This window comes from Alcanivorax sediminis (assembly GCF_009601165.1).
GTDB classification, from domain to species: Bacteria; Pseudomonadota; Gammaproteobacteria; order Pseudomonadales; family Alcanivoracaceae; genus Alcanivorax; species Alcanivorax sediminis.
Map to the genome: position 1 here is coordinate 226,767 of NZ_WIRE01000001.1, position 26,990 is coordinate 253,756.

At 60.1% G+C, this 26,990-nt stretch carries 9 protein-coding genes; 5 read left to right on the forward strand and 4 right to left on the reverse strand.

Annotated elements, in window-relative coordinates; translation table 11 throughout:
• Positions 1-6 precede the first annotated feature (6 nt).
• The gene (gene cysQ / locus GFN93_RS00985; RefSeq protein ID WP_153498584.1) at positions 7-819 is read right to left on the reverse strand and encodes a 3'(2'),5'-bisphosphate nucleotidase CysQ; all 813 of its coding nucleotides are present in this window, start codon (positions 817-819) and stop codon (positions 7-9) included.
• Positions 820-1,146: 327 nt separating this feature from the next.
• Positions 1,147-1,692 carry an ADP compounds hydrolase NudE gene (gene nudE, locus GFN93_RS00990; protein ID WP_153498585.1) on the reverse strand — a complete coding sequence of 182 codons (546 nt, stop codon included), beginning with the start codon at positions 1,690-1,692 and terminating at the stop codon, positions 1,147-1,149.
• 65 nt (positions 1,693-1,757) lie between these two features.
• Between nudE and yrfG the strand changes: the two genes are divergently transcribed.
• The 5 genes from yrfG to GFN93_RS01015 all read left to right on the forward strand — a co-directional run bounded on the left by yrfG (position 1,758) and on the right by GFN93_RS01015 (position 7,277).
• Positions 1,758-2,411, forward strand: a complete 654-nt coding sequence (gene yrfG, locus GFN93_RS00995) for a GMP/IMP nucleotidase (protein WP_153498586.1) — start codon at positions 1,758-1,760, stop codon at positions 2,409-2,411.
• 25 nt (positions 2,412-2,436) lie between these two features.
• Positions 2,437-2,823 carry an RNA-binding S4 domain-containing protein gene (locus tag GFN93_RS01000; protein ID WP_153498587.1) on the forward strand — a complete coding sequence of 129 codons (387 nt, stop codon included), beginning with the start codon at positions 2,437-2,439 and terminating at the stop codon, positions 2,821-2,823.
• Positions 2,824-2,910: 87 nt separating this feature from the next.
• Positions 2,911-3,765: an Hsp33 family molecular chaperone HslO gene (gene hslO / locus GFN93_RS01005; RefSeq protein ID WP_153498588.1), complete on the forward strand. Its 855-nt coding sequence runs from the start codon at positions 2,911-2,913 to the stop codon at positions 3,763-3,765.
• 333 nt (positions 3,766-4,098) lie between these two features.
• Positions 4,099-5,643, forward strand: coding sequence for a phosphoenolpyruvate carboxykinase (locus GFN93_RS01010; RefSeq protein WP_153498589.1), 1,545 nt, complete (start codon positions 4,099-4,101; stop codon positions 5,641-5,643).
• Positions 5,644-5,984: 341 nt separating this feature from the next.
• On the forward strand, positions 5,985-7,277 hold the full coding sequence (locus GFN93_RS01015; protein ID WP_153498590.1) for an NAD(P)/FAD-dependent oxidoreductase: 1,293 nt from the start codon (positions 5,985-5,987) through the stop codon (positions 7,275-7,277).
• 472 nt (positions 7,278-7,749) lie between these two features.
• Here the strand turns inward: GFN93_RS01015 and GFN93_RS01020 are convergent, their stop codons facing one another.
• A complete protein-coding gene (locus GFN93_RS01020) occupies positions 7,750-12,963 on the reverse strand; it encodes an OmpA family protein (protein ID WP_153498591.1) in 5,214 nt (1,737 codons plus the stop codon).
• Entirely contained in the window at positions 12,963-26,987 is a 14,025-nt protein-coding gene (locus GFN93_RS01025) for an isopeptide-forming domain-containing fimbrial protein (RefSeq protein ID WP_194285725.1), read from the reverse strand. The genes GFN93_RS01020 and GFN93_RS01025 overlap by 1 nt, the downstream gene beginning before the upstream one ends.
• Positions 26,988-26,990: the final 3 nt, after the last annotated feature.

Here is a 26,990-nt window from a genome sequence, read left to right on the forward strand (position 1 = left end):
GGCGTACTATCCAATGGCCGGCGCGATGAAGCGCCACTCTTCCACGCTTTGACCCAGCACCAGGAAGAACGGGTTGAGAATGTTCTCCTTGTTGTACTGCAGGGGCTCGAACGCCGTGTTGGTCACCACGCCACCGGCAGCTGTGACTACGGCATGGGCGGCAGCGGTATCCCACTCGCTGGTCGGTGCCAGACGGGGGTAGATGTCGGCGCTGCCCTCCGCCACCAGACACAACTTCAGGGACGACCCCATGGAGGCACGCTCCACATCACCGATTTCCTGACGGATAAAGGCTTCCAGTTTTTCTACTGCCTCGCCACCGTGGCTGCGACTAGCCACCATCACCACCGGCGTGGTGCGCTCACGGCACCGGATCGGCTGACGTTCGCCATTCGCTTCCTTGAAAGCCCCCACGCCTTCCCCGCCCAGATAGGTGACGCCGGTCACCGGCACATGCACCACGCCCAGCACCGGGGTATCACCCCGGATCAGGGCGATGTTCACCGTAAATTCGCCATTGCGCTTGATAAATTCCTTGGTGCCATCCAGCGGATCCACCAGCCAGAATTCGGGCCAGTCCTTGCGGTCTGCGTAGGCGATATCGCCGGACTCCTCGGAGTACACCGGAATCTCCGGGGTCAGCGCCTTGAGGCGAGCCTCAATAATGTCGTGGGCGGCCTTGTCTGCCTCGGTGATCGGCGACTTGTCATCCTTGGTTTCCACCCCGTGATCATCTCGCTCGTACACCTCAAGGATGGCCTTGCCCGCGTCACGGGCGATATCGGCGAGGGGGTCGAGCAGGGTATTAAAGTCCGTCATTTCTGTTTTTCCTGTGTTCGAATTTCCTCATGGGCTACCCGTTAGCTCCATGGCTAATAACGTTCGAGTTTCGAGTTTCGAGTTTCGAGTTTCGAGTTTCGAAAAGCGAAACCCCTGGCGTCCGGTTACGCAAGGCTAATCTTGAAACTCTTGTCTTTTGCCTTTCGCAACTCGTCACTCGAAACTCGAGACGACATCGCTTGCGGGTAAGCTCCCACAGCAGATGCCCCACTACCCTGGTTTATGACGCGCCAGAGCACGCAGCGCGGAACCGAAAGGTTTCAGCCCCGCCAGGCACATCCCCGTGTTGTAGCTCGTAGCTCGCAACTATCTTTTCTCCAGCAACCGCTTCGTCATCAACAACGCCGCGATCACCCTTGCCTCGGTCACATCATCGCGTTCGATCAGCTGATCCAGCTCAGACAGTTTCCACGGCACCACTTCCAGCGGTTCCGGTTCGTCGCCGGGCAGGGATTCCTCATGAAGGTCTTCCGCCAGCACCACCTTGATGCGATGCCCCATGTAGCCCGGTGACAGTGTCATGTCTTTCATCAGTGTCAATTTGCGGGCACCGTGGCCGGCCTCTTCCTTTAATTCCCGGTTGGCCGCCTCGCGCCAGTCTTCACCGTGCTCGAAGGCCCCCTTGGGTAAGGTCAGCTCGTAACGCTCGGTACCGGCACCATATTCGCGAATCAGCAACACGGTGTCATCGTCCACCAGTGGCACCATCATCACCGCCGCAATCGGCGGGGTGCGCAACCGCTCATAGGTGCGCTCCACACCATTGCTGAAACGCAGATGCAGCTCTTCGATGCCGAACAGGCGGCTTTTCGCCACCAGACGGGTGTCGAGAATTTCCGGCTTCTCATCCATAATAGTGACCGTAATCAGCGCATTCTTGTGAAGTGCGAAGACTAACCTGATCGACCGGGAATTGCATGATTGACTGGCAGTCTGTGGACACCGTGTTACTGGATATGGACGGCACCTTGCTGGACCTGAGCTTCGACAACTGGTTCTGGCAGCGGCATGTTCCCGAGGCCTACGCCCGGCAGCTGGGCCTGCCTCAAGACGAGGCAGACCGCATCATTCATGACTGGATCAGCAGCCATCAAGGCACCCTCAACTGGTATTGCCTGGATTTCTGGACCGACGAGCTGGGGCTGGAAATCGCCCGCTTGAAAAGCGAAGCCCGCGACCGCATCTCCGTGCGGCCTGGGGCTGAGACCTTCCTGCAGCGGCTGCAGGCATCCGGCAAGCAGGTCATCATGGTGACCAACGCCCACCGCGATGCACTGGATGTCAAGGTGGCGCAGACCGGCATCGACCAATACTTCCATGAGCTGGTGTCCAGCCATGATTACGGTCACCCCAAGGAAGCCCAGGCGTTCTGGCAGCATTTGCAGCGTCACCTGCCCTTCGAACCCACCCGGGCCTTGCTGGTGGATGACTCCCTGCCGGTCCTGCACAGCGCCAAACTGTATGGCATTGGTCAACCGGTGAGCATACTGCATCCGGACTCCAGCCTGCCCAAGCGAGAGCATACCGACCCGTTTGTGGCCATTGACGATTTTGAATCGGTGCTGCCCTGACCTGGCAGCCCTTAACAGGAAAGGCATGGACAGCGTACGCATAGATTCCTGGCTCTGGGCCGCGCGCTTTTTCAAGACCCGCACCCTGGCCAAAACCGCCATCGAAGGCGGCAAAGTACACCTGGACGGCAGCCGCACCAAGCCCAGCAAGGCAGTGCTGCCGGGCCAGACCGTGACCATAACCAAGGGCACAGAGCATTTTGAAGTCATCGTGCGCGACCTGAGCAGCAAGCGCGGCCCGGCCAAGGTCGCCCAAACGCTCTACGAGGAAACCCCCGAAAGTATTGCCAAGAGGGAAATGAACAGCGAGCAGCGCAAACTGGCCCGGGCGGCAGAAGCCGCACCGGACCACCGCCCCAGCAAGAAGGAGCGCCGCGACATTCAGCGTTTCCGGCGCGACAATCTGGAATAACCCCTTCGCGGTGGAACCTTACTCCCACGGGTGGCTCGGCCAGTGGGACGGCCCTGCCACCGGGAAACCCAACCTCAGGACATGACCATGCAAGACCACAAGCAGCGCTTTCTCTTCCCCGACTCCGACATCCGCGGCGAACTGGTACAGGTAGAAAGCAGCATTACCCGCATTCTGGAGGGCCACAATTACCCACTGCCGGTGCAAGGGCTGGTCGGTGAAGCCGTGGCGGCCGTGGCGCTGCTTGCCAGCACCCTGAAATTCAAGGGGCGGCTGGCCCTGCAAGCCCAGGGGCGTGGCCCGGTCTCCCTACTCTTGGCCGAGTGCACCAATGAGGGCGAGCTGCGCGCTGTGGCTCGCCACAGTGATGGCCAGGACTGGAGCCATGGCGATGTGCGCACGCTGATTGGCGATGGCAACATGGTGATCACCATCATTCCCGAGCAGGGCAAGCAATATCAGGGCATCGTTCCCATGGAAGGTGACTCGCTGGCACAGTGTCTGGAAGCCTATTTCCAACAGTCCGAACAGCTGCCCACCCGGCTGTGGCTGACCAGCGGCAACAACCGGGCCGCCGGTCTGTTGTTGCAACGCCTTCCCAACCAGCTCGCCGGCACCGATGCCAATACCCAGATGTGGCAACACCTGGAAACCCTGGCCAGCACCCTGACCATGGAAGAGCTGCTGAATCTGGATGATCAAACCATCCTGCACCGCCTGTTCCATGACACGCCGCCCCAGCTACCCGACGCCGACAGCCTGCAGTTCGGCTGCACCTGCTCCCGGGAGCGCAACCGTAACGCGCTCATCTCCCTGGGAAGCAACGAACTGCAGATGTTGCTGGACGAAGATGGCGAGGTGACCCTGACATGCGACTTTTGTCGTAATCAGGAGACCTTCGACGCCGTTGATCTGGCCGAAATGCTGCGCGAACTGACCTGAAGTCCTGCGGCAATAGCCAACCCGCTATTGCCGCCTGCCCCCCCGCCCGGCGGGCAATCCAGCGCCACCTCTCATTCGCAGACGACCACCCCCCGGGATCCAGAACGCCCTGTTTACTGACTCTGCCGCCATGACTCCTCAGTCCGAAGGGGAATCGCCACTGTTTCAGATTTCTGGCATAATCGCGCGCCTGTGCTGACTGGAGCCCGTCTTCGGTCACCCATTGTCTTGCCCGCTGGCTGTCCCGGGCACGAGACCGGCACTGTTACCCGCAATGCGAACCCGGTGCGCCACACCACGCTGCACCGCATGGCTACAAGCCCAGGAATGACCATGACCGACCCGATTGTTTATAACGACCTCAGCCCAGCCCAGCTGGTAGAAATGGCTGTTCAGCGTAACGAAGGCCGCCTGTCCGACACCGGCGCCCTGGTGGTGGAAACCGGTCACCGTACCGGCCGCTCCCCCATGGACCGTTATATTGTCGAAGAGCCGAGCACCAGCGAGCACATTCATTGGGGCGCCATTAACCGTCCCTTCCCCGCTGACAAGTTTGATGCCCTGTGGGATCGTGTTGCTGCCGCCACCGCGGAAAGCGACAGCTTCGTGTCTCACCTGCACGTCGGTGCCGATGCAGATCATTACCTGGCAGTAAAAGTGACTGCGCAGACCGCGTGGCACAACCTGTTCGCCAACACCATGTTCATCCGCCCGGAAAAGTACAATCCGCGCAGCAAGGAAGAGTGGCAGATCCTGCATGCCCCGCACTTCCAGTGCGAGCCTGAGCGTGACGGCACCAACTCTGACGGCTGTGTGATCCTGAACTTTGCCCAGCGCAAGGTCCTGATCGCCGGCATGCGTTACGCCGGTGAAATGAAGAAGGCCATGTTCTCCGTGCAGAACTTCCTGCTGCCGGAAAAAGACGTATTGCCGATGCACTGCTCCGCCAACGTGGGCGAAGACGGCGATGTGGCCCTGTTCTTCGGCCTGTCCGGCACTGGTAAAACCACCCTGTCCGCCGACCCTGACCGTTACCTGATTGGTGACGACGAGCATGGCTGGGGCAAGGATGTGGTCTTCAACATCGAAGGCGGTTGCTACGCCAAGTGTATCGACCTGAGCCAGAAGAACGAGCCGGTTATCTGGGACGCCATCAAGTTCGGTGCGGTACTGGAAAACGTCATCATCAACGAAGAGACCCGCACTGCAGACTACGCAGACGTGTCTCTGACCCAAAACACCCGTGCCGCCTACCCGCTGGAAAACATCGACAAGAAAGTCGAAGCCAACCGCGCCGGTGAGCCCAAGCACATCATCTTCCTGACCTGCGACCTGACCGGCGTACTGCCGCCTGTCTCCAAGCTGACCAAGGAAGCGGCCGCGTATCACTTCCTGAGCGGCTACACCGCACTGGTCGGCTCCACTGAAATGGGTTCCGGTGGCGGCATCAAGAGCACCTTCTCCACCTGTTTCGGTGCCCCGTTCTTCCCCCGTCGTGCCGGTGAGTACGCCGAGCTGCTGATCAAGCGCATGGAAGAGTTCGGCTCCAAGGTTTACCTGGTCAACACTGGCTGGACCGGTGGTCCTTACGGTGAAGGCGAGCGCTTCAGCATCCCCACCACCCGTGGTGTGGTCACGGCGATCCTGTCCGGCGAGCTGGACGAAGCGGAAACCGAGCACCTGGACATCATCAACCTGGACGTACCGAAAGTGGTTCCTGGCGTGGACAGCAAGCTGCTGCAGCCCAAGAACACCTGGGTAAATCCGGAAAACTACGAAGCACGCGCCCGCGATCTGGCTGAGCAGTTCGAGAAGAACTTTGCCGAGAAGTACGCGGATGTGTCCGACGAGATTCGCGCTGCCGGCCCCAAAGCCTGAGTGGTGTGAATCGCTGAAAAAGCCCGCCACCGGCGGGCTTTTTCTTTATCGCCCATTGCGCACACCCGCGCCATCGGGAAGATAGGGAATTTTCCGGTCTGGACCCGCCCACAGTGCTGGACCAGACTTGGGAGCCACCGAGTACGCCTTGAATACCCAGCGACTCCCTGGCATTTCCGGTCGCAGACATCTTCTGCACCGGCCGCCCCAAAAGGGCCTGCCTTTGAAGAATAATTCAGAAAGACAAAGGAACCCTGAAGCACGCCATGCACGCTTCAGGGGCTCCCCAATGAATTTGAACGGCCACTCCGTCCGTGACGGAAAGCCTGACAGGAGCTTCAATGAGCAAACCCAAGATTGTTGTCGTTGGCGGCGGTGCCGGCGGCCTGCCTCTAGTGACCAAGCTAGGCCGCAAACTCGGCCGTGTCGACAACGCTGACGTCACTCTGGTGGACTCTTCCAGTATCCATGTCTGGAAGCCTCGTTTTCATGAAGTGGCCACCGGTGCCATTGACGCAGATCTGGATGCGGTGGACTACCGTGCCCATGCGCAGCTGAATCACTACCGTTTCGAACCCGGCACCCTGACCCAGGTGGACACCGCAAACCAAACGATCACGCTCGCGCCCCTGTCTGACGATCACGGCAAGGAAGTACTGCCTGAGCGCACACTGGATTACGATTACCTGGTGCTGGCCACAGGCAGCCAGAGCAACGATTTCGGCACCCCGGGTGTCCGTGACAACTGCCTGTTCATGGATAGCCGCAGCCAGGCTGAGCGTTTCCGTGAACGCTTCCTCAATGCCTGCCTGCATGCCAACTACGAGGGAAAGCCGGTTTCCGTGGCTATCGTCGGTGGCGGCGCCACCGGTGTGGAACTGGCGGCCGAACTGCACCACGCGGTGTCCATGCTCAATTTCTACGGCCATGAAAAGCTGGACCGCAAACACCTGCAGGTCGACATCATTGAAGCGGCTCCGCGCATCCTGCCGGTGCTCAGCGAGCGCGTTTCTGCCACGGCCACCAAGCGACTGGAAGCCCTCGGCGTAAACGTCCGCACCAGCGTGATGGTTGCCGAAGCTACCGAAGAAGCCTTTGTGCCCAAGGATGGCGACCCCATCAAGGCCGACCTGCTGGTATGGGCCGCCGGGGTGAAATGCCCGGAATGGCTCGGCCAGATTCCCGGTCTCACTACCAACCGCATCAACCAGGTCGAAGTCGAGCCCACCCTGCAAGCCAAGGGTTTCAAGAATATCTTCATCATCGGCGATGCGGCCTTCCTGATCCCCGAAGGTGCCGAGCGCCCCATCCCGCCGCGCGCCCAGTCTGCCCAGCAGATGGCCCAGCACACCGCGCGCAGCCTGCAGCAACTGTTGATGAACCGCGAACCGCGTCCGTTCGAATACAAGGATCACGGCTCGCTGGTGTCACTGTCCAACTACAGCTCCGTAGGCATGCTGATGGGTAACCTGAAAGGCGGCAACTTCTTCGTGGAAGGCTGGCTGGCACGCATGATGTATATCAGCTTGTACCGCATGCACCAGGCTGCACTGTACGGCTGGCCGAGAACCATGATGCTGTTGATCGCCGGGCGGTTTAACAAGCTGGTCAGGCCGCGGTTGAAACTGCATTAAAAGATAGCTGTGAGCTTTGAGGCGCGGAAGAGGTTGGACGGCAAATGTCGCCCGCCTTGCCCGCGCCAACAGTAGGAGCCTGCCTGCAGGCGATCTTTTCGCTTTCAGGCATGCCTACTACATAGAGAGCTCCAACAAAAAAGGCCGCCCCTCACCGGGGCGGCCTTTTGTTTTCTTGCAGGAGTTCCAGTTATTCGCTTCGCTCCCCCCTTCGGGGCCGCACTTCATGCGTTCCTTCGCTTCGCTTGGTGAGGGACGAACGCGCACCGCGCGGCCCACCGTCCGGCCAACAAGTTGGCTATCCTACAGCCGCGTCGAATCAGGGCTGCTTCACCCACAAACAAAAAAGCCGCGCCCAAATCATCCAGCACGGCCTCTCCTTGTAACCTGTTACGCGGACAGAGTGAGCGACATTTACCGCCCAACCCCATCCGCGCCTTTCAACTTTGAACTTTAAACTTTCAACTGCTTTTTAAATCTTGCCCACCAGATTGATAAACGCGCCTTCATGATCGTAATCCAAGTCCGTCAGATCATCGGAGAAGGAGCTGAAGTTATAACCCACACCAAATTTCACGTTGTCGTTCAGGTGACGGTAGATCGCTGTGAGCACGCCGCTCTTGCTGTCTTCTGCATCCGGCAGGTCAAGCAGTCGGCCTTCCAGCGTGGCATCCCACTTGCGAATGAAGTGCCAGTCGATACGCGCAACGTAGAGGCTGGCACGGCTATCGAAGAACTCCGGATCCTCTCGATCCTGACTGATTTGACCAAGGCGGTAGGCATACTTGCCACCGATGCTCCAGCGACGGGTCAGATCATAGATGGCATCCACGGAAAGGATGTGGCTCTTCTGAATGAACTCGGTGCTGGTGTTGTTCACCGTCACCTGGTCCGCCGTCGGCAGATTGTAGAAGTAGGTGTACTTGGCCAGCACGTTGAGACGATCGTTGTACACCGGACGGTAACCGTAGCCGAAGATCGCTTCGATAAAGCGGCCATCGTAGAAATCACCCAGTGAGCTCTGGCTGTCGGAGTAATTCAGACGGCCAATCAGACGCCAGTCCGGAGTGAACTGGTATTTGAGGCTGTTCTTGGTGAGCCAGGTCTTGCGCTCGGAGTCACTCAGGTCCGCTGCTTCCAGCGTGTCGATGCGGTATTCAAAAACGCTGGCCATCTGCACGGCATTATGACCGTAACCCACCTTGGCACCGAACGCCTGACGCTCCTGCTCGGCACCGGTCTGGCGGTCACGGAGAGTACCGAAGTCCAGACTCGCGCCGTAGTTCCAGCGATCATTCGGGGCGATGTCGATACCGGTGGCGTGAGTCAAGCCCGTGGGTACATCACCATGGGTATAACGTTCTTCCAGGTACACGCTGGTGGTGTCGGAATAGCGGCTGCGAACCCCCGTTGCCATGTTGCCACGACGGGCGCGCACACCATTGTCACTACGTTCGTTTTCCAACGCATAGTTCAGATAGAGATTGCTGCGATCAGACACCAGGAACTCGGTACCTGCCTGGGCACCCACACCCAGATCACCACCGGACACTTCACCGTTGGTGCGCCAGCGGTCAGTCAGGCGCAACTCACCACCCGCACCCAGGCGAGCATTGTCTTCCTGGTTACCATCCTTGGAAGCGGTACCCTGGGCGTAGCCGTAGGCGGCCCAGCGATCCAGAGAGTCGTAATCACCACGTACCACCACATCAGTGCGATCACCTTCCACCTGGGTCAGCGGCACCACGACGGATTTGTCTTCGCGCTTCTCCTGACGAACACCCGCACTCACCTGCCACTGCTCGTTGAGACGCTGGGACACGTTCAATTCGGCGGCGCTGGTTTCCAGTCCTTGCTCCTGCTCCAGGCTGTCTACCTTCACCGTCACATCGGTGCGTTCCGTGACCGGCACCTGCAAGGTGGCGCCCACCTGCTTGGTGTCCTTCGCGGTAATCTGACCTGGCGCGGAGTAACCGGCTTCCACGTCCTGGCGGTAGGCACTCATGGTGCCGTCCCATGCCTTGTCCCACACATCACGGAAGCCCACGCTGGCATCCACGCGATTGGCATCGGCACTGATATCTTCGCCCGGCAACGCACCGTTGCTGACACCGGCAAAGTTGAAGCCGCCATCGGTGGAGAAGAAAGTAGAGTTGTCCGTGCCGTCGGTGCTGGCAAATTCCGTCTTCACCCAGGTCTGTGCGCTCTTGCGCAGGGTCAGGTCCACAGAGCCCAGGTCACTGTTACCTTCTTCATTGGAGTTACTGCCGGTCAGACCCAGTTTCACATGGTCGCCGAACCAGTAGTGCATCCGGCCACCCTGGGACAGGTCGCTGGTTTCCTCGAAGCTGAAGGTGTACTCATAGCGCGCCACCAGGAACACATCGTTGCCGCTACCAGCATCGGTGGACACCAACAATTCATCGGCCATGGTCGGAGACAGGGGCTCGTTGAGCATCACCCGGCCTTGCAGGTAATCGATGTCGTAATCGATACCCGGAACCAGGTTCTTCACCGCCAGTACAATGCCGGAATCCTTGTCGCGTACTTCCACACGAACCCGATCGGAGCCTTCCAGCACATCCAGGTGACGCAGGTAGTACAGCGAACCACCGGTGCCCCGGAATTCATCACGGCCGGCAATGGTGCCCGGATCCGCCACGAAACCGTCCAGCATCAAACGCTGTTCACCGAAGCTGGTCACACCGGCAGACTCATAGTGCAACTTACCCCCGTAGAGGCTGCGGTCGACCTGCGCCAGCGTGGTATCCAGATAACTGGTGTGGAAGTTACCCCACATCCCGTAGTCATCATCACGCTGCACTTTCAGGTAGAACTTGCCCAGCGTCGGCGCACCATCTTCCACGGTGCTGTCGTCACCGTAGGTGGGGAAGTAGTAATCCGGATCAATACGGCGGAACAGCGCATCCGGTGACTTGTCCATAAAGCCGGAGAACAGGTCATCCACCGGGCCATCCAGGGTGTCGGCACTGGACGTCAGCAGCCAGTTGTCACCAAACTTGCCACGGGTGTAGTAAGCCAGGCGGCCGTACAGATTGAACTTGTCGTCGTAGTATTCATCATCGGTAACCAGCTTGGCCGGGCCATCAGTCTCGCCGTAGGACGCGGTCACATCGGCCACACCCACGTAGAACCAGTCGTTCTTCTCCAGCTCCAGGTCGCGCAGGAACAGATCACCGTTACCTTCGTTATCGATCACCGCCACTTCCACGGTGTGCAGACCCGGTGGCAGGATTTCTTCCACCGCAAACTCGCCTTCCGTGGCCACCGGCACACTGCGGCCCGCCACGAACACTTCACGGCCTTCCGGAATCTCACTGCCGTAGACACGGATGGTGCCGCCGTTAAGGGGAATCTCGGAACGAACCAGACGGTTCTCGCCGTAGCCCACTTTCAGCTCTTCCGCCGGCGCCAGGTACTCATCCTTCTTGTCGGCCAGATCATCGGCTGTAATGTTCTTCACCACCCACAGGGTCTGCGGCGCGGTTTCGTCGTAATGGCCGTCCTTGTCATAAACCCGCAACAGGTAGCGCAGATCGGTGGCAGAGGTGGCTTGTTCACCCAGATCCACCTGCCATTCGCCATCACCGTTTACTGGCAGCTCTACCACCGCCAGCGGCTCATCACGGACGGACTTGCCCAGCGCGAAGATGCGCACTTCTGCCTTTTCCAGATAAGCCGGGTAGTTGCTGTAGGCGCGGAACCGGACCAGGTTATCCGGGCCCTCGGTTTCCGGGTTGTCCTGCCAGGCCACCGTATTCGGCCAGGCGGTCACGTTCAGGCGCGGCTTGATTTCCAGATTGTCGAACTTGAACTGGATGTCCGCCTGCTCCAGCGCCACGTCGGTACAACGCTGCACATCGGCAGAACTCTTCAGCGGATCATCAATGGCTTTGCCGTCCACACTGATGCGCATCAGGTTGAGCGCATAGGGGTTGGCGATATCCACTTCGCGGGTCAGGCGCTGAATGTCCACGCCATCCAGATCATCCAGCACGGCCAGTTCGTCGTAGACCACTTCCACATCCACACGGGACACGTCGGACTCTACGAAACCGGCATTGACCACATCATCGGTCTGTACATGACCGCGCCCTTCAAACTCGGTCTGCTCCTCGCTGAGCTTCAGCTGTTCGCTGACCATTTCCATGACGCGACGGGCCCGGGCTGTAGACAGCCCCACATCATCGCCATAGACCATGGCCGTCCGGCGATCAAGGCGCTTGTTGCTGGTATAGCCAATGAAGCGCACCCGCACATTGGTCTTGTCTTTCACATCATCAAGGATGCCGGCCAGACGCGCGGCGTAACCATCAGAGATAACCGGCTTGCCCTGTTTGTAGATCACCGGGCTGATCGGGCCCGACGGCGGATCGTAAGTACGGGTGACTGTCTCGGCGCCTGCTTCTTCCGGACACATCTGCGGCTCATTGGACAGCGACTGCAGAATGTCGTCATACCAGAATTCCACTTCGATGCGGCGGTTCAGGGCGCGGCCGGATTCCGCTTCGTTGGACGCAATCGGGTTGCTGCTGCCTTTGCCGGTGCTTTCCAGCATGGTGCTGGGCAAGGACAAGGCGTCCTGCAGGGACAGCAACGCACGACGGGCCCGGGCCTTGGAGAGGCCTTCGTGGGTTCCATAGATACGCGCATCGCGACCAGTAATGGTGGCGTTGTCGGTGTAACCAATCAGGCGAATGGTCACGTTCTGCTTGTTGGAAAGGTTTTCCAGCGTCTGGCTGATATGACGCAGGAAGCTTTCCGGCAACTCTGCGGATTCTTCATTGAAGTGCAGCGGCGGCACCAGGTTCTTGACCCGGGTACGCCTGGAGTGACCTTCCTTGTAAGTCAGCTTACAAACGGTCTCCACCCGGCAGACTTTCACCCGGTTGAGCTTCTCTTCCACCACCACTTCTTTTTCGACGGTCTTCTTCTCGATCTCGTCGTACCAGACTTCCACTTCCACACGACGGTTTTCGGAGCGACCGGCAGCCGTATCGTTGGACGCCAGCGGCTGGGTTTCACCCATACCTTCATAGGAAATGGATTCCGGTGGCAAATCGAGGGCAACCTGGAAATATTCCGCGGCCGCACCGGCACGCTCACGGGACAGACCGATGTTATCGCCAAGGCGGGCACGCAGAGCACCAAACAGCGGCACATTGTCTGAGTGGCCAACAAAGTGCAGACGCACATTCAGGCGACCTTTCATGCTGTCCAGCACGCCACGCAGTCGTTCCACGTATTCCGCTGGAATTTCCGACACGCCGGACTGGTAGCGAATCGGGGGCACCACGTTGGTCAACTTGATCGTCTTGAGGTTTTCCACTTCCTCGGTCTGGGTCTCGATACGATCACCCAGATTCTGCTCGTAGCGGCTCGGATCCTGCACCCAGGTTTGATAATCCACATACAGCGGCAGCTGCCGTTCTACTGCTTCCCCGAGAGGAGCCGTTTCACGGGTCTTGGGGCTGGCCTGCTCTTCGCTGGTGGTGTCTTCCGCGTTGTCTTCTGCCAGCAACGGCAGCGGCACGCTGATCAACAGCGCCCCCAGAGCACCTGCGCGCACCAGGGTACGGAGATCCGGTGCTTCCATCTTCGCCACGGACGGCTTCAGCATGGACAGCGTTTTCATTGTTTTTGTCAGCACGGTAAGCCTGTTCATTACTTGCTACCTCCTTTCAGAGGCGCGCCGGTTCGCCAGAAGACTTCCGTCTCTATCACCAGCTCGTAGGGGTTCCCCAGCTCGGCCCACTGGCGGGCGATCTGTTTCTTCATCGCCTTGAGGCGATCATCCACCAGGCCTTCATCTTCGTTCTCGGCCATGTAGGCAATGCGCAGGATGGACTGCTTCTCGACCAGCTGCTCCATGAGCAATGGCATGCGAGAGGTCCACTGCAGACGCATCTCGGTGGTATCCGGTTTGAACACCGGAGCTGCCACATCCAGCCTCACCACCCGGTGCAGGGCGGCACCGAAGTTGAACTTGATCATCTTGCCTCGGGTAGCGCGACGCACCAGCGGGTTCTCGGTGGTCAGACGGTAACCGGACGGCAGGGAGCGATCGTCCACTTTCAGGATGAAGTTGGAACCGCGCATTTCGTTGGGCACCACGGCACAGGTGATGTGGAAGCGACCATACTGGTCACTGGTCACGATCAGACCACGCGCGGTCACCGCGCGAACATTGGGCAGCCCCGCTTCACCCTCATCCTGGTAGCCGTTCATGTTGGCGTCGTCGTACACCTTGCCGATCACGTCGGTACAGTCGAAGTCTGGATCCGGCACCACGCGGACCGTTGCCTGGGCTTCGCCGGAAACGGCTGTCGCACCGGCCAGGGCCAGACGCGTGGTGCGCGCCTGGAATACCTGTGCACGGTTGATGTATTCCCCTTCGCCCACACCGGCACCGACGATGAACAACAACTTGAGGGTGTGTTGGCCACTGGCGGACAGGTTCAGGCCACGCCAGGTCAGATTACGGCCATTCACATCCGGCTCAACCGGTTGATCATTCAGGCGGGCAGAATCTTTCACGTACTTGAAGCCCGCCGGGAAGCTGTCCAGGATCGCCAGATCGGACAGGTCGTTACCGTAGCTGTTGTTGATGCGAATCACGTAGGGCACGAAATCCCCACGGCTCACATTCACCACCGACGCCGTCTTGGTAATGGTGACCGCCCCACCCAGCTCCGGATCCAGCGGAATGTGGTTGTTGAAGATCTGGCGATCATCCGCAGTAGCGCCTGCGAACATCAGGTTCAGGTAGTAGCCGGTCAGCGGGCTGCCGGCGGTCACCGAGGTACCCGGCGCGCTGGCCGACGCCTGCGCTTCACACTCCACCGTGGTGCCGATGGCATCTGCGGAACACACTACGGCGTCATAGGCTGCAGTCTGCTCACCGGTGAGCGGCGGTATTACGGTGGATTCACCCGGCGTGAAGGCCCCTGCAGGCGGCGTCACCACGATACGGTAATCCGCAGCGGACGGGCAGGAGCCGTCATTGAAGTTCAGGTCGAACTTGTAGAAACCGGAAGCCAGAGTCACCTGTCCCTGCTGCGCAGTGCTGTCGAAGCAGGTGTCGGCGACGGCGTTGCCACTGGCATCTACCATGGTCAAAGTCGCGCCGGCAATCGCTTCACGGGTAATGGAGTTGTACACCACCCCGTTGGGATCAATGGGCAGATTCAGGTTCGCCACCAGGCTATCCGGTGCAGCCGTGATATCGGTGATCACCTGCAGTCCATCCGTGAACACCGAATCGGTGTAACCCAGTGGCGCAGTGCTTGCTGTCGCACCCGGTGCCACGAAACGCAGCTCGTAGCTTTCTCCCGGCTGGGTTTCCGGCAGACCGACGATGCTGTAGGAGCCATCATTGGCGGCGATGGCCGTACGCAGCAGCACATTGTTCTGCCACGCCTGGATTTGCCAATCCACCAGCGGTGTCTCGGCGGCATCGAACGCATTGTTGAAATTCACGTCATGCCACAGGAAACCACTCAAGGTGGCGGTGCCCGGAATGGCGCCGACCTGGGTGGTCACACTGGCACTGTCGTTTTGAGTATTGTTGTTCCAGTTCGCCACTGCGGTGTTGGTGAAGGAGCTACCGGAAACTATGGTATCGGACAGCTGCACGCGGAAGCGCAACACGGCGCTGTCGCCCGGCGCCAGGTCTCCATAGGTGGCACCGTAATTCGCGGTGATGAAGTCACTGACCACGCTCACACCGGCCACGCCACCATTGAGGCGGGCGGAATTCGGCACATAGCTGACATCAGTTCCCAGCAGGGCAACGTCATCGGTAATGACGACCTGGGTCGCCGGCACAAGCCCTTCATTGGTGACCTGGACGGTGTACTCCAGCTCGGAGCCCGGCAGGGCGGCACCGCCACCCACCACGATCACGCTCTTGGTGATGGACACCTGCTGGGCTGCCCCCACCGTAATCTCGGTGGGCTGATCACCGTTGGAGTCGATGCCATCCTGATCAGACAGTTCATCCGGCAGCTGGTCGCTACTCAAGGTGCCCTGGTTAGTGATCACTGTGCCTGGCGCAGTGGCGCCATCAATGGTCACCTGCAAGGTCACCGTGGCACTGCTGTTGATCGCCATGACGCCCGCCGCTTCACCCGGAGAGTTCACCAGCATGCCGCTGACCAGCGGCGATGCACCGCCGATATCTGCCTCTGCCGCGCCGTTCAGCATGGTGCTGCCCGGCACATAGGTGGTACCCGCAGGAATCTGGTCGACCAGCATGACATTGGTCGCGGGGATATCCGCGGTGTTGGTGACCGTAAAGGTGTACTCCAGGGTGTCGCCCGGATCCGGCGCACCATTGGCGTTCACATCGCCGCCGGCCGCAATGGCCACGGTTTTCTGCACGTCGAGCAGCGGCAGGTTACCGACGATATCCACGGTGGGGTCGTCTTCCACCGCCGTGGCAGGATCATCAGACGGCTGCTCCAGAAGCGGCGTACCGCCGGCACCGTCACCGGTCACGAAACCCTGGTTGACGATGCGAGTGCCAGGCAGGGCATCGCCGTCGACCACCACATCAAAGGTAATCGTCGCGGTGGCATCTGCACCGGCGGCGGAATCCGCATCCATGGCACCCGGCGTGGTGTTGCCCGGCGCATTGATCTGCATGCCGCTTTCCAGCGCAGAGATACCGACCGCAGGATCAGCCACCGCATTGCCGTTGAGCGTGGTGCTGTTGGCCACATAGGTGGTGAACTGCGGAATGGCATCGCGCAGCAACACATTGATGGCATCTTCATTGCCAATGTTCACCACCGTAATGGTGTAACGCAGGGTGTCGCCCGGGCTGAGCACGGTGGCATCGCCGGTAATATCCGCAGACACCTTCTGCACCTGCATCTGCGGCGCAGACAGGATAGTGATCGGGGTCGGATCTTCCGTCCCGGCCTGGGCAGGATCATCGGACAGTTGCAGGGTGCTACCCGCAAAGTTCAGCTGCCCCTGGTTGAGCACCACGGTGCCGCTGTCGATGGCCGACACCAGGGTGACATCAAATATCAGTTGAATGCTGTCACCGGCGGAGCCTTGTACATCCAGATTCAGGCCACTGATATCCAGCAAGCCCTGACCATTGGTGCCGCCATTGGCATCGGAGTTATCCACGCCGCCCGCAGCATCGACCACCACCAGCGAACCTGTCAGGAAATAGGGTTCCGCATTCAGTCCGCCCAGATCATCCACCACAGAGAAGTCCTGCAGCAGCACATTGCTGGGGTTGGTCACGTTGATGGTGTAGCGCAGGGTGTCACCCGGGCTCGGCTGACCATCGCCATCCGCATCCACCTGCACCGCTACCGTCTTCTCGAACACCATGGTCGGCGGCACGGTGGTCAGGGTGTGGTAATCCTGCGGATCGGCCACATCCTCAATCACATCCTGCAGGGTGTGAGTGAAAGTAGCGCGGACCGGCGCAGTATCATCGGCGCTGAACCACTCGGTGGCTGCGGCAAAGTTGGTCAGGGTGGCGTTGGCCGGGGTGCCCGCATCCAGCTCTGCGGTATAGGTCAGCACCAGAATCTGTTCAGGCCCTACGGCAGCATTGGCGCTCTCACCCACCAGCGTGAACACACAGGGATTCGGCGCGCCCGCGCCCGCAGCAAAGCTGACGCTGTAGTCGGTGCCCTCCACCAGCGTATTCACCAGGGTGGTGCCGTTGGATTCAAACACGCTCACATCGGTGACGATCGGTGCCACATCACACATGCCACCGGACGCCAGGTTCGGCAGATGGTCGGTGAGCGTGATATCCCAGGCTGTAGCGCTGAGGTCGGTGTTCTGCACGGACAGGGTAAAGGTGCCTGCCACGCCATCTTCCAGGGTGGCCGGACCGGACTTGGTCATCACCAGGGTCGGCGCCACGATGGTCATGTCATCGGACACATCTTGCAGCGTCGTCGGATCACCACTGAAGCCGTCGTAGTTATAGGTGGCCGTGTTGTTGAAGGTGAGTCCCGCCACGTTGGTCGCGTCATCCGCCAACTGCACGGTGATCTCCACCAGCAGCTGCCCGGAGGCAGGCACGTCGATACCCACACCGGAGGTCTGATCCACCAGATCCAGCGCCGTGGCAGTGCCCACGTTGCTCATGGGCAGCCAGCTGGTGCCCGCATCCATGGAATAACGGGCGCTGACAAATTCCAGCACCGCGGCTGACGCACTCAGATCATCCAGCACATGCACATTGCTCAGGGCAATGTTCACCGGAGTAGCAGGCACCAGAATCTCATAGGTGAACTGCTCACCGATGGCCGCGGTGGGCTGGGTGATGTTCTTCTGCAGCGCACCGGCACCCAGGGTGGTGGTGGTGGCGATCGCCGGGCCTGCCGGACCGTAATCCTCACGCTCGGTGGCCACACCGTTGGCCGGCACTGCCTCGTCATCAAAGGAGTAGTACACGCTGACGAGGGCGCTGTTTTCCAGAGTCAGGTTGGCACCCAGGTCCGCATCGGCCTGCACCGTATACACCACTCGCAGGGTCTCACCTGCCGGAATGGTATAGGCATCCGCGACGCCACTATCGAAGTCCCAGGTGGCAATACCGGTACCCGGATCGAAGGTCGGGTTGAAGCTGGTCAGGGTGGTACCTGCATTCACCAGGGTAATGGAACTGGTGGTCACGCCGGCATCACGCAGGCCATCCGGGATGGTGTCGGTCAGTACCGTATCGTAGGCCGGCGCATCACCGCTGTTGGCCAGCTCCACGGTGTAGGTCAGGGTATCGCCGGCCGCCAGACCACTGGTGACATCCGCCGCTTTGGTGATGGCCAGCAGCGGTTGCAGCACATTGCTGGTGGCGGACGCGGTCAGCGGGGTAGCCGGTGCACCTGCCACACTGTAATTGAGTGCGGCGTTGTTGGTCAGCGCCTGGCTGGTCGGCGTCTGGGCCAGCACATCCAGGTTGGCCACCCGCGCTTCATAGGTCAGCACCAGGAAGTCGTTGGCCGGATCACCGTCGGCCGGGTTGGTCACATCGCCCAGGTTCCAGGTCAGGGTCTGACCGCTCGGGGTCGGAATATAGGCCGCTGTCACCACCGGGCTCTCGGCACTGCCAAACACATCGGCGCTGACCATGTCCTCAAACACCAGACCAACGGGCAGCACATCTTCCAGCACCAGATTGTTGGTGGTGCCTTCCTGCAGGCCAATGGTCAGGGCGTATTGCACCCGATCACCCACACGCAGATTATCGTCCGCCGCATTGAAGGTGTCGTTCACACGGGCCTTGGCCAGCGTGGTGTTGTCCGGCACGGTGACGGTGGTGGTATCGGTGGTCACGTAGTCGTTGATACCGCCCACGCCATCATTGCCGTCACGCTCGTTGGCATTGATACCCGACAAGCTGGTCCAGGTGGTCTGGGCGGCGTTGATCAGCTCGTCGCCTGGCGCCACGGTGTCGCGCACCAGCACCCGGTAAACGACGTCTCCTGTATCGCCCTCGGCCATGCTGGCCACATTCCAGGTCAGCGTCTGCGGATCACCCGTCACCACTGGTTCCAGCGAACTGCCCAGCACGGTGGCACTGCCCGGCACATACTCCAGGCCTGCGGGCAGGGAGTCAGTCACCACCAAGTCGAAGGCATCGGAGTTGCTGGCGCTGGAGGTGGCCGTCAGGCTGACGGTATAGGTAATTTCATCACCGGCCACCGCCGTCGCTACATCGGCCGCCTTGGTCAGGGTCAGCAACGGCTCAACAATGGTCAGCGAGGCAGACGGCAAACTGGTCAGCGGGCCGCTGGCATTGCCGGTGTAGTCATAGCTGGCGCTGTTATCAAACACATCGCCAGCATTGGTGTTGGCAGTATTGGCCACGTGGGTGGTCAAGGTCACCACCACTTCCTGCCCGGCCGGCACATCACCGATCGCCAGGCTGATGTTCTGACCTGAGGTGTTGTCCGTGGGAGTCACGGTATTTCCACCCACAGTGACCGAGGTCCCGGCGGGTTCATACACCAGCGCATCAGACAGGGTATCGGTAACCACCATGGCCGGACGGGCCGCATTGGAGGCAGGCACCGTGATGGTGTACACCACCTGCTCACCGATGGTGGCTTCTGTCGCCGGGGACACCAGCGCCTTCACGGGTACCGCATCAATGCTGGCATTGGTCATCCAGAACTCGTCCGGACCTACGGCAGCGTACTGCTCACCGTTGGCCGCCGGCAGCGACCAGTAACTGGCGGCGATCACACTGTTGACCCACAGTGAGTTGGCCGGGGTGGTGTCCACGAAACCAATGCTGTACTCGACCGTGGCACACTGGCCCGGGTTCACCGCAGTCACCAGATCGAACACCATGTCACCACCGCTACCAGCCGGCGGAGTGTAGGTGTAATCGGAACCCGCAATCTGGCTGGCACCGTTCACGGTGACCACTGGCGTGGTGATGGAGGTATGATCCAGCTCCGGTGCCAGGGTATCCACCAGCTGCAAGCTGTAGGCCGGCGCGGTGGAGCCTGCGTCGTTACAGGCTTCCAGCGTGAACGGGATGACATCATTGACGATATCGACCTGCCGCGGTGACGTGCTGTCGGGGTAGCGCACTCCCCCCTCGGACTTGGTCACGGAAACGATCACCGGCTGACGCACCTCGACATCGACACTGTCGGTGAGCGTGGTGGTGCCGTCGTAGAAGAAGGACGCGTCGTTAGTCAACACGGTGGAGGGCGCTGCAGTGGCAGGATTATTCACTTCCGCCCGCGCACGGTATTGAATGATAAAGCTGTTGTTGGCGCTGTTTCCGTCAATGGCGTTATCAATGTTTCCGATGTTCCAGGTCAGGGTCTGTCCTGACTGGGCCGGGGCCCCGATATCCGCATGAGTGAAGGGGGCTACCGCGCTGTAGGGGGCTGCGGTATCGCCGTTGATGGCGACCACACTGTCGAATACCAGTCCGGCAGGCAACGTATCGCTTACCACGACCGCATTGGTCACACCTTCACGCAGGATCAGCTCCAGCTGATAGGTAACGGTATCACCCACCCGCAGAATGCCATCGGTGGCAGTGCTCAGCGGGGCGTCATCCCAGCTGTCGGCAACCACGGTCTTGCTGAGGGCGTTGTTGTCCTCGGTGACCACCGTCGCGGTAGCCGGGGCAGTACAGTAATCATTCGGCTGGGTAATGGTCGGACAGCCTGCACCGGTACGCTCACCGGCAATGCCTGTATCCAGAGAGGTCCAGTCTGCCAGCACGCTGTTCTGCAAGGACGGAATAGAGGCGTCGGTGACATTGGCCTGGTAGGTCATTACCAGGGATTGCCCTACCGGAATGTCCAGACTGCCGTCACCGTTGTCGCCACCCCAGATCAGCACCCCACCGCCCGGCTGGCTGGGCGTTGCGTTGAACCCGGTCACATTGGTGCCGTTGATTTGTGCTGTCACTGAGCCGGCAAACGCCATCCCGGTGGGCAGGGTATCCGTCACCGTGGTATCGAAGGCCGTGGCGGTACCGCCATTGGTTACGGTCACGGTGTATTCGATAGCGTCACCACCGGCGGCCGGATCGGTGGCCGCCTTGCCGGCCGTCACGTTGGCCGCCGTCTTGGTGATGGTCAGCAACGGTTCCACCAGAGTGACCGGATCGGCGGTGTCATTGGGGCCGCCCGGTGCCGCGACCTGGGTCAGGGCAGTATCGTTGATGGAATTGAAGGTATAGGACGCCGTGTTGGTAGCCGTATCGCCCGCCTGGTTATTGGTGGTGTTATCCACGGACACGGTAATGTCGATCACCGCCTGGCCATTGGCCGGGATATCGATGCCACTGGCAGTATCTTCAATAATCAGGTTGGTTGGCGTGCCACTGTTGGTCAGGGTCCAGGCACCGCCGGAAACCACGTTGGCGCTGACAAAGGTCAGATCCACGCCGGTGGCCGTCAGGTCATCGAGGATGCGGACATCAAACAGGGCCGTGTCGGTGGGCGTTTCCGGCACGGTGATGCGGTAGGTGAAGGTTTCACCAATGGTCGCTTCCGTGGCCAGTGCGTCCTTGGCTAAAGACAACGGGCCAGGGGTGGTGACCGTGGCCATGTCAGTGTTGCTGGGACCGTAATCCTCACGGTCGGCAGGCACACCAGCCGGCGCATCGCTGTCATCAAAGGAATAGTAATCCGTCACCAGCGCACTGTTGGTGAGCGTCTGGCTGGGCGGTACCGACGGATCCACGGCAACGGTGTAGACCACCGTCAGCGTGCTGCCCACAGGAATGTCATAGACGCCCACCGCGCCGGTGCCGAAATCCCACTCGGCCAGGCCAGTAAGCACATTGTAGGTCGGTGCCAGGGTCGGTCGCGCATTGCCGTCCACATCGATGCTGTCGGTGGTGATACCGGCCAGGCGCATGCCATCCGGCAGGGTGTCCTGCAGCACGGAGTCATAGGCCGGGGCATCACCATTGTTGGTGATGGCAACGGTGTAGGTCACCACTTCGCCAGCGACGACAATGGTGTCACCGCCGGCGGCGCTGACAGTCTTGGTGATGGCCAGATCCGGCTGCAGCACCTGTACGGTGGCGCTGTCGGTAAGCTGGGTCGCCGGGCCTGAGGCCACGGTGTAATCCAGGGTCGCGCCATTGGTGAGCGGCTGGGTGGTTGGGGTCTGGCTCAGGGTGTCCAGATTCTCGACCCGAGCCTCATAGACCAGTACGAGGAAATCGTTGGCGGCATTGCCATCGGCCGGGTTGGTCTGGGTGCCCAGGTTCCAGGTGAGGACCTGACCGCTCTGCGCAGGAATGGCCGCAGGGGTGATCACCGGTGCTTCCACCGAGCCGAAGAAATCCGCGCTGACCATATTCTCAAAGGCCAGACCGGTTGGCAGGGTATCGGTAAGCACCAGGCCATTGGTGGTGCCCTCTTGCAAACCAATACGTAATTCAAATAGCACGCGATCGCCAACCCGCAGATTGTCATCGGCGGCATTGAAGGTATCGGTGGAACGAGTCTTCGCCAGAGTGGTGTTATCCGGCACGGTCACCGTTGTGGTGTCGGTGGCGTAGTAATCGTTGACGCCGCCAGTGTCGGTATCGGCACCGGTACGCTCATTGGTATCCACACCAGTAATGCTGGTCCAGGTGGCTTCGGCCAGGTTGGCCAAGGCATCGCCGGCCGCCACGGTATCACGCACCAGCACCTGATAGGCCACCACCACCGAGGCCCCTTCGACCATATCCATGGCGGGCCAGGTGAGCAGCTGCGGGTCGCCTGTGACGGCAGGTTCTGTCGCGACACCTCCCACGGTGGCAGAGCCCGGCACATACTCAAGACCCGCAGGCAGGGTATCCGTCAACACCAGATCAAACGCGTCTGAATTATTCGGATCAGCCGCCGCAGTCAGCGTCACCGTGTAGTTGATCACGTCACCGGCAGTCACTTCGGTGAGATCCGCTACTTTGGTCAGTGCCACCAATGGCTCAACGATCAGCAGACTGCCCGCGGGGAGACTGGTCAGCGGGGTTGGCAGGCCGTCATAAGTGTAGGTGGCTTCGTTGTTGAAGCTCACCCCGGCGTTGGTGTCCACCGTGTTCGCCACGTGAGTGACCAGGGTGACTTCAATATTGGCACCCGCCGGTACCGGATCGGTCACATTCAGTTCAATGTTCTGACCGCTGCCCGTACTGCTAAACAGGGCATTGGCGCCGCCCACATTCACGTCGGCAAAGTCCAGCACCAGCGCCGGGTCCAGAGTGTCAGTAATAACAACGTTGTTGCGCACAATATTGTCGGCAGGAATGGTGATGGTGTAGGTCACCGACTCACCAATTACCACTTCGCCATCGGCCTGACCGGTGATGGTTTTTACCGGCGCCTGTGGGTTGCTGGCATTGACCATCCACACTTGGGCCGTGGTGCCTGCATATTGCTGACCGCTGGTGGCGGGCAGTGACCAGTAGCCGTCGAGGCTGGCGTTGTTGCTCCACGGTGTCGTGGTGGTGACGTCGGTGTAGAAACCAACGCTGTAGTTCACGGTGACACACTGGTCCGGATCCACCGGGCGGGAATCCGCCAGCACAATATTGAACGCACCACCACGGGCTGCGGGGGCGGTGTAGGTAAAGTCGGCTCCGGCGGTCAACGTGGCCGCGCCCAGCTGTACCGCGGGGGCAGCAGCCAGGTCCGCTTCATCAAACTGGGTCGCCAGGGTATCGCTGATGGCCAGGTTATAGGCCGGAGCATCGCCGTTGTTACAGGTTTCCAGCTGGAACTGCATGGTGTCAGCCGCCAGATCCACCTGGTAGGGGTCGGCGTTGGTACCGGTCCCGGTTCGACCACCAGCAATATCCACCTTGGTGAGGTCGCTCATCACCGGCTGGTTCACCGTGGCGGGAATATCACCAGAAGGCAGCGGCGCGGCAGCTCCGGTGTAATTCAGCTCGGCGCTATTGTTGACGATCTGGGTATCCAGCTGAGCCAGAGTGTCCGCATCATTGGCCAGCACCACCGCCACCACTTCGATGACCAGGGTGTCGTTGGTGTCGTCGGCATCCGGGGTATTGGTGATATCCCCCAGATCCCAACTCAGCGCGCCGCGGGCATTGGCCGCAGGCTCTGTGACCGGGGTGAACGTGATGTTCGGACCGTTGACGTAATTGAAGCTGACCAGTTCCAGTCCGGAGGGCAGTGCATCCGCCACGGTCACTGCTTCGGTAAGCCCTTCACGCAGACCCAGCGTCAGGGCATAGGTCAGCTGGTCGCCCACCCGCACAATACCGTCAAGATCCGTGCTCAGGGTACCGCCGTCATTCCAGGCGTCCGACTGGACCATTTTGGCGAAAGCGGTGTTATCTGCATAGGCCACGGTGCTGGCGGTGGACGTGAAGTAATTGTTCAGGCCCGCCGCATCTGGTGCATCGGCCCCGTTACGCTCTCCGTCAACAGCCCCATCCTGGGACTGCCACTGCACATCCACCTGATTGATCAGGTCGCCGGTGGTGGCACTGTTGATCACCACTTCATAGGTGAGCACCAGATCTTCGCCCACCGGGATATCCAGGCTATCGTCACCATTCAGCGCACCCCAGGTGAGCACGCCGGCGGTCACATCCGGGTCTACCTGGGTAGAAACACCACCCAGCAGAATATCTGCTGATCCAGGCACATACTCCACGCCGACCGGCAGGGTATCGAAGATAGAGGTATCGAAGGCTGTAGAGGTACCGTTACTGGACAGGGTGACGGTGTACTCCAGGGTGTCGCCGCCCTGGGCTGGGGAATTCCCGTCCAGGTTGACCGCCGTCTTGGTGGCGGTGACCACCGGTTCTACAATGGTGATGGCTGCGGTGGTGCTTTCGGTACCCGCCGGATCGCTCTGGGCTGCACCGTTGATACGTGCGTAGGTGTACGTAGCCGTATTGGTGAAGCTCACACCATCCTGGTTGGCAAGGATATTGTCGACCTGCACTTCCAGAGTGATTTGCGCCCGCTCGTTGGCACCCAGATCCAGACCGGTCACATTCTCGGACAGCAGATAGCCACTGCCTGTATCGGTGACGACCAGATTGTAGGTGGTGCCAGTGGGTGTGCCGGTACCATCAATAATAGTGGCCGTGGCCAGCATGGTGGTGGGCACCAGCGCCGTCGGCAGGGCGTCCTGCACCTGCACGTCGAACAGCGGCGCATTCACTCCGGTTTGCGGAACGGTGAACGAGTATTCGAAAATTTCACCGATGGGCGCTTCGGTCAGCCCCACCGGACCTTCCTTCAGCAAAGGACCGGGAGCAAAGATGGTGATATTGGTGGGATCACTGGCTGGCGAGCCAGGATCCGCCTGGTTCACCACCCCATTGACGTTGGGGTCGTCACTGGATGCGCTGACTGGATTGGCCAGATCGTCCTCGGCGGTCATTTGTGCCTGGTTACTGGCCACATCGCCATCGGCAAGGGTATCCAGCAGGTCGACCTCGAACTCGATAGCGATGGACTGCTGGGCGGAACTCGGCGCCACATCAATGGCACCAGAAACGGTCAACAAGCCGGAAGGATCAAAGTCGCAAACGGTTGCGCCAGTCGGGCAGGTTGCCGGATCCACTGCGGCAGAACTGATATCAAAACGCGTCGCATCCAGTTGATCCGTGATGGAGACGTTGTAGATTTCCTGATCCAGGTTGAACAACCGCACCCGGTAACGCAGACGATCGCCCGGGATGGCAGCAAACGCAGGGGATATACCACTGGTCACATTGCTGACCGTTTTCTCGAAGTAGTAACCGGTCAGTGCCGCAGTAACAAATGCTGAATCCTGATTATCCGCTGTGCCCTCGGTGCCATCGGTGCGAGGGCCGGTGTATTCCACCCGGTTGGTGTTGGTGCTGATATCGTTGGCCCAGAACGTGGCTGCTGCCACATTGGTGAGCTCAACACCGTTCGCGGGCTCATTGCTGCCCCCCGGCTGATCCAGCTGACTGGTGTAGTCGATGCGCAGGATTTCATTGGCATTGAGCCCGCCGGCGGAATCCAGCAATTCGATTTCCAACAGGCCATCATTGGGGCCCGTGGTGGTGTAAGTCAGGACATAATCAGATGGATCGAGCAGATTGCCCGCCATGGTGACCGTCAGCGCAGTGGTCGGATCAAAGTCACGCATTTCCAGCGGGATCTGGTCTTCCACCAGGATATTCCAGGCCGGCGCACCGCCCACGTTCTGGACGAAGATGCTGTAGTCCGGCATGTCGCTGAAGTTGACCGCTGTAGAGGTGGTTGTCTTCTCCACCTGCAGATCCGGGCGGGAAATGCTCAGCAGCTCGGCCACCCCATTCTCACCGGGAAGCGGATCATAGAGGGTACCGTCAATCAGGCGGGAAAAAGTCCACTCCGCCACATTGATAAAGGACTTGCCGATATTGTTGAGCGGGTCATCCGTCAGCATCACATCGATCGCGATATGAATCTGGTTATTCGCCGCCAGCGGTTCCGGGTTGAGAATCTCAATGGTGAGCACTCCCGGGGTACTGGGGTTACCCACACTACTGGTCACGGTGAAATCTGTGCCCGGTGTCATGGTCGTCCCTGTGGGACTCCCAGCCGGCCCCCAGGATGCCGTGATATCCAGCAATTCAAGGTCCACACCCAGAGTACCCGGGGTCATGTCATCGGTAATGACGATGTTGCCGAGCTCATTCAGGGAACCGTAACCGGGAATAATGGTGCCGCTAACCGGATCGAACAGTACCGGAATATCCAGGGTGTAACGGAAGGGCACCCCCACACTCACAGAGCTAATCGGGTTGTCTGCCAGGTCAGTGGCGGACTTCTCGATCTTTTCCACCGGGATGATCAGATCCTGACAGCCGGGCTTCACCGAACTGAAGTCCGAGCCGTTTACCGCCCAGACAAAGGCTGAGCCTTCCACGTTCGCACAGGCAAAGTTACCGCCATAACACACGTTTTCAAAAATGATCAGGGTGCCAGGTACGTGGCTGGCAAAGTTCAGGGTGGAGTTCAGCGGGTCATCACAGGTGAAGTTCTTGATCACACAGGAGCGATCGATGGAGAGCTGGTCACTGGGCCCAAACGCCTGACCGTTATTGGCCAGGTCACCGGGGCCATCCAGCTCACAGCTGAAGACATCGAGCGGGTCACTGCCCGGCACCGCAAAGTCGGACACGCTGAAGGAGGCAGCCAAAGCACCAGTGGAGAACGCTGCAAGGAACAGCGCGAAAAGCACCTG

Bases quoted from the DNA above. Each gene is read 5' to 3' on its own strand.
- GFN93_RS01010 (WP_153498589.1), top strand. From the start codon at position 4,099: ATGACCGACCCGATTGTTTATAACGACCTCAGCCCAGCCCAGCTGGTA.
- GFN93_RS01000 (WP_153498587.1), top strand. From the start codon at position 2,437: ATGGACAGCGTACGCATAGATTCCTGGCTCTGGGCCGCGCGCTTTTTC.
- GFN93_RS01020 (WP_153498591.1), bottom strand. From the start codon at position 12,963: ATGAACAGGCTTACCGTGCTGACAAAAACAATGAAAACGCTGTCCATG.
- hslO (WP_153498588.1), top strand. From the start codon at position 2,911: ATGCAAGACCACAAGCAGCGCTTTCTCTTCCCCGACTCCGACATCCGC.
- nudE (WP_153498585.1), bottom strand. From the start codon at position 1,692: ATGGATGAGAAGCCGGAAATTCTCGACACCCGTCTGGTGGCGAAAAGC.
- cysQ (WP_153498584.1), bottom strand. From the start codon at position 819: ATGACGGACTTTAATACCCTGCTCGACCCCCTCGCCGATATCGCCCGT.
- yrfG (WP_153498586.1), top strand. From the start codon at position 1,758: ATGATTGACTGGCAGTCTGTGGACACCGTGTTACTGGATATGGACGGC.
- GFN93_RS01015 (WP_153498590.1), top strand. From the start codon at position 5,985: ATGAGCAAACCCAAGATTGTTGTCGTTGGCGGCGGTGCCGGCGGCCTG.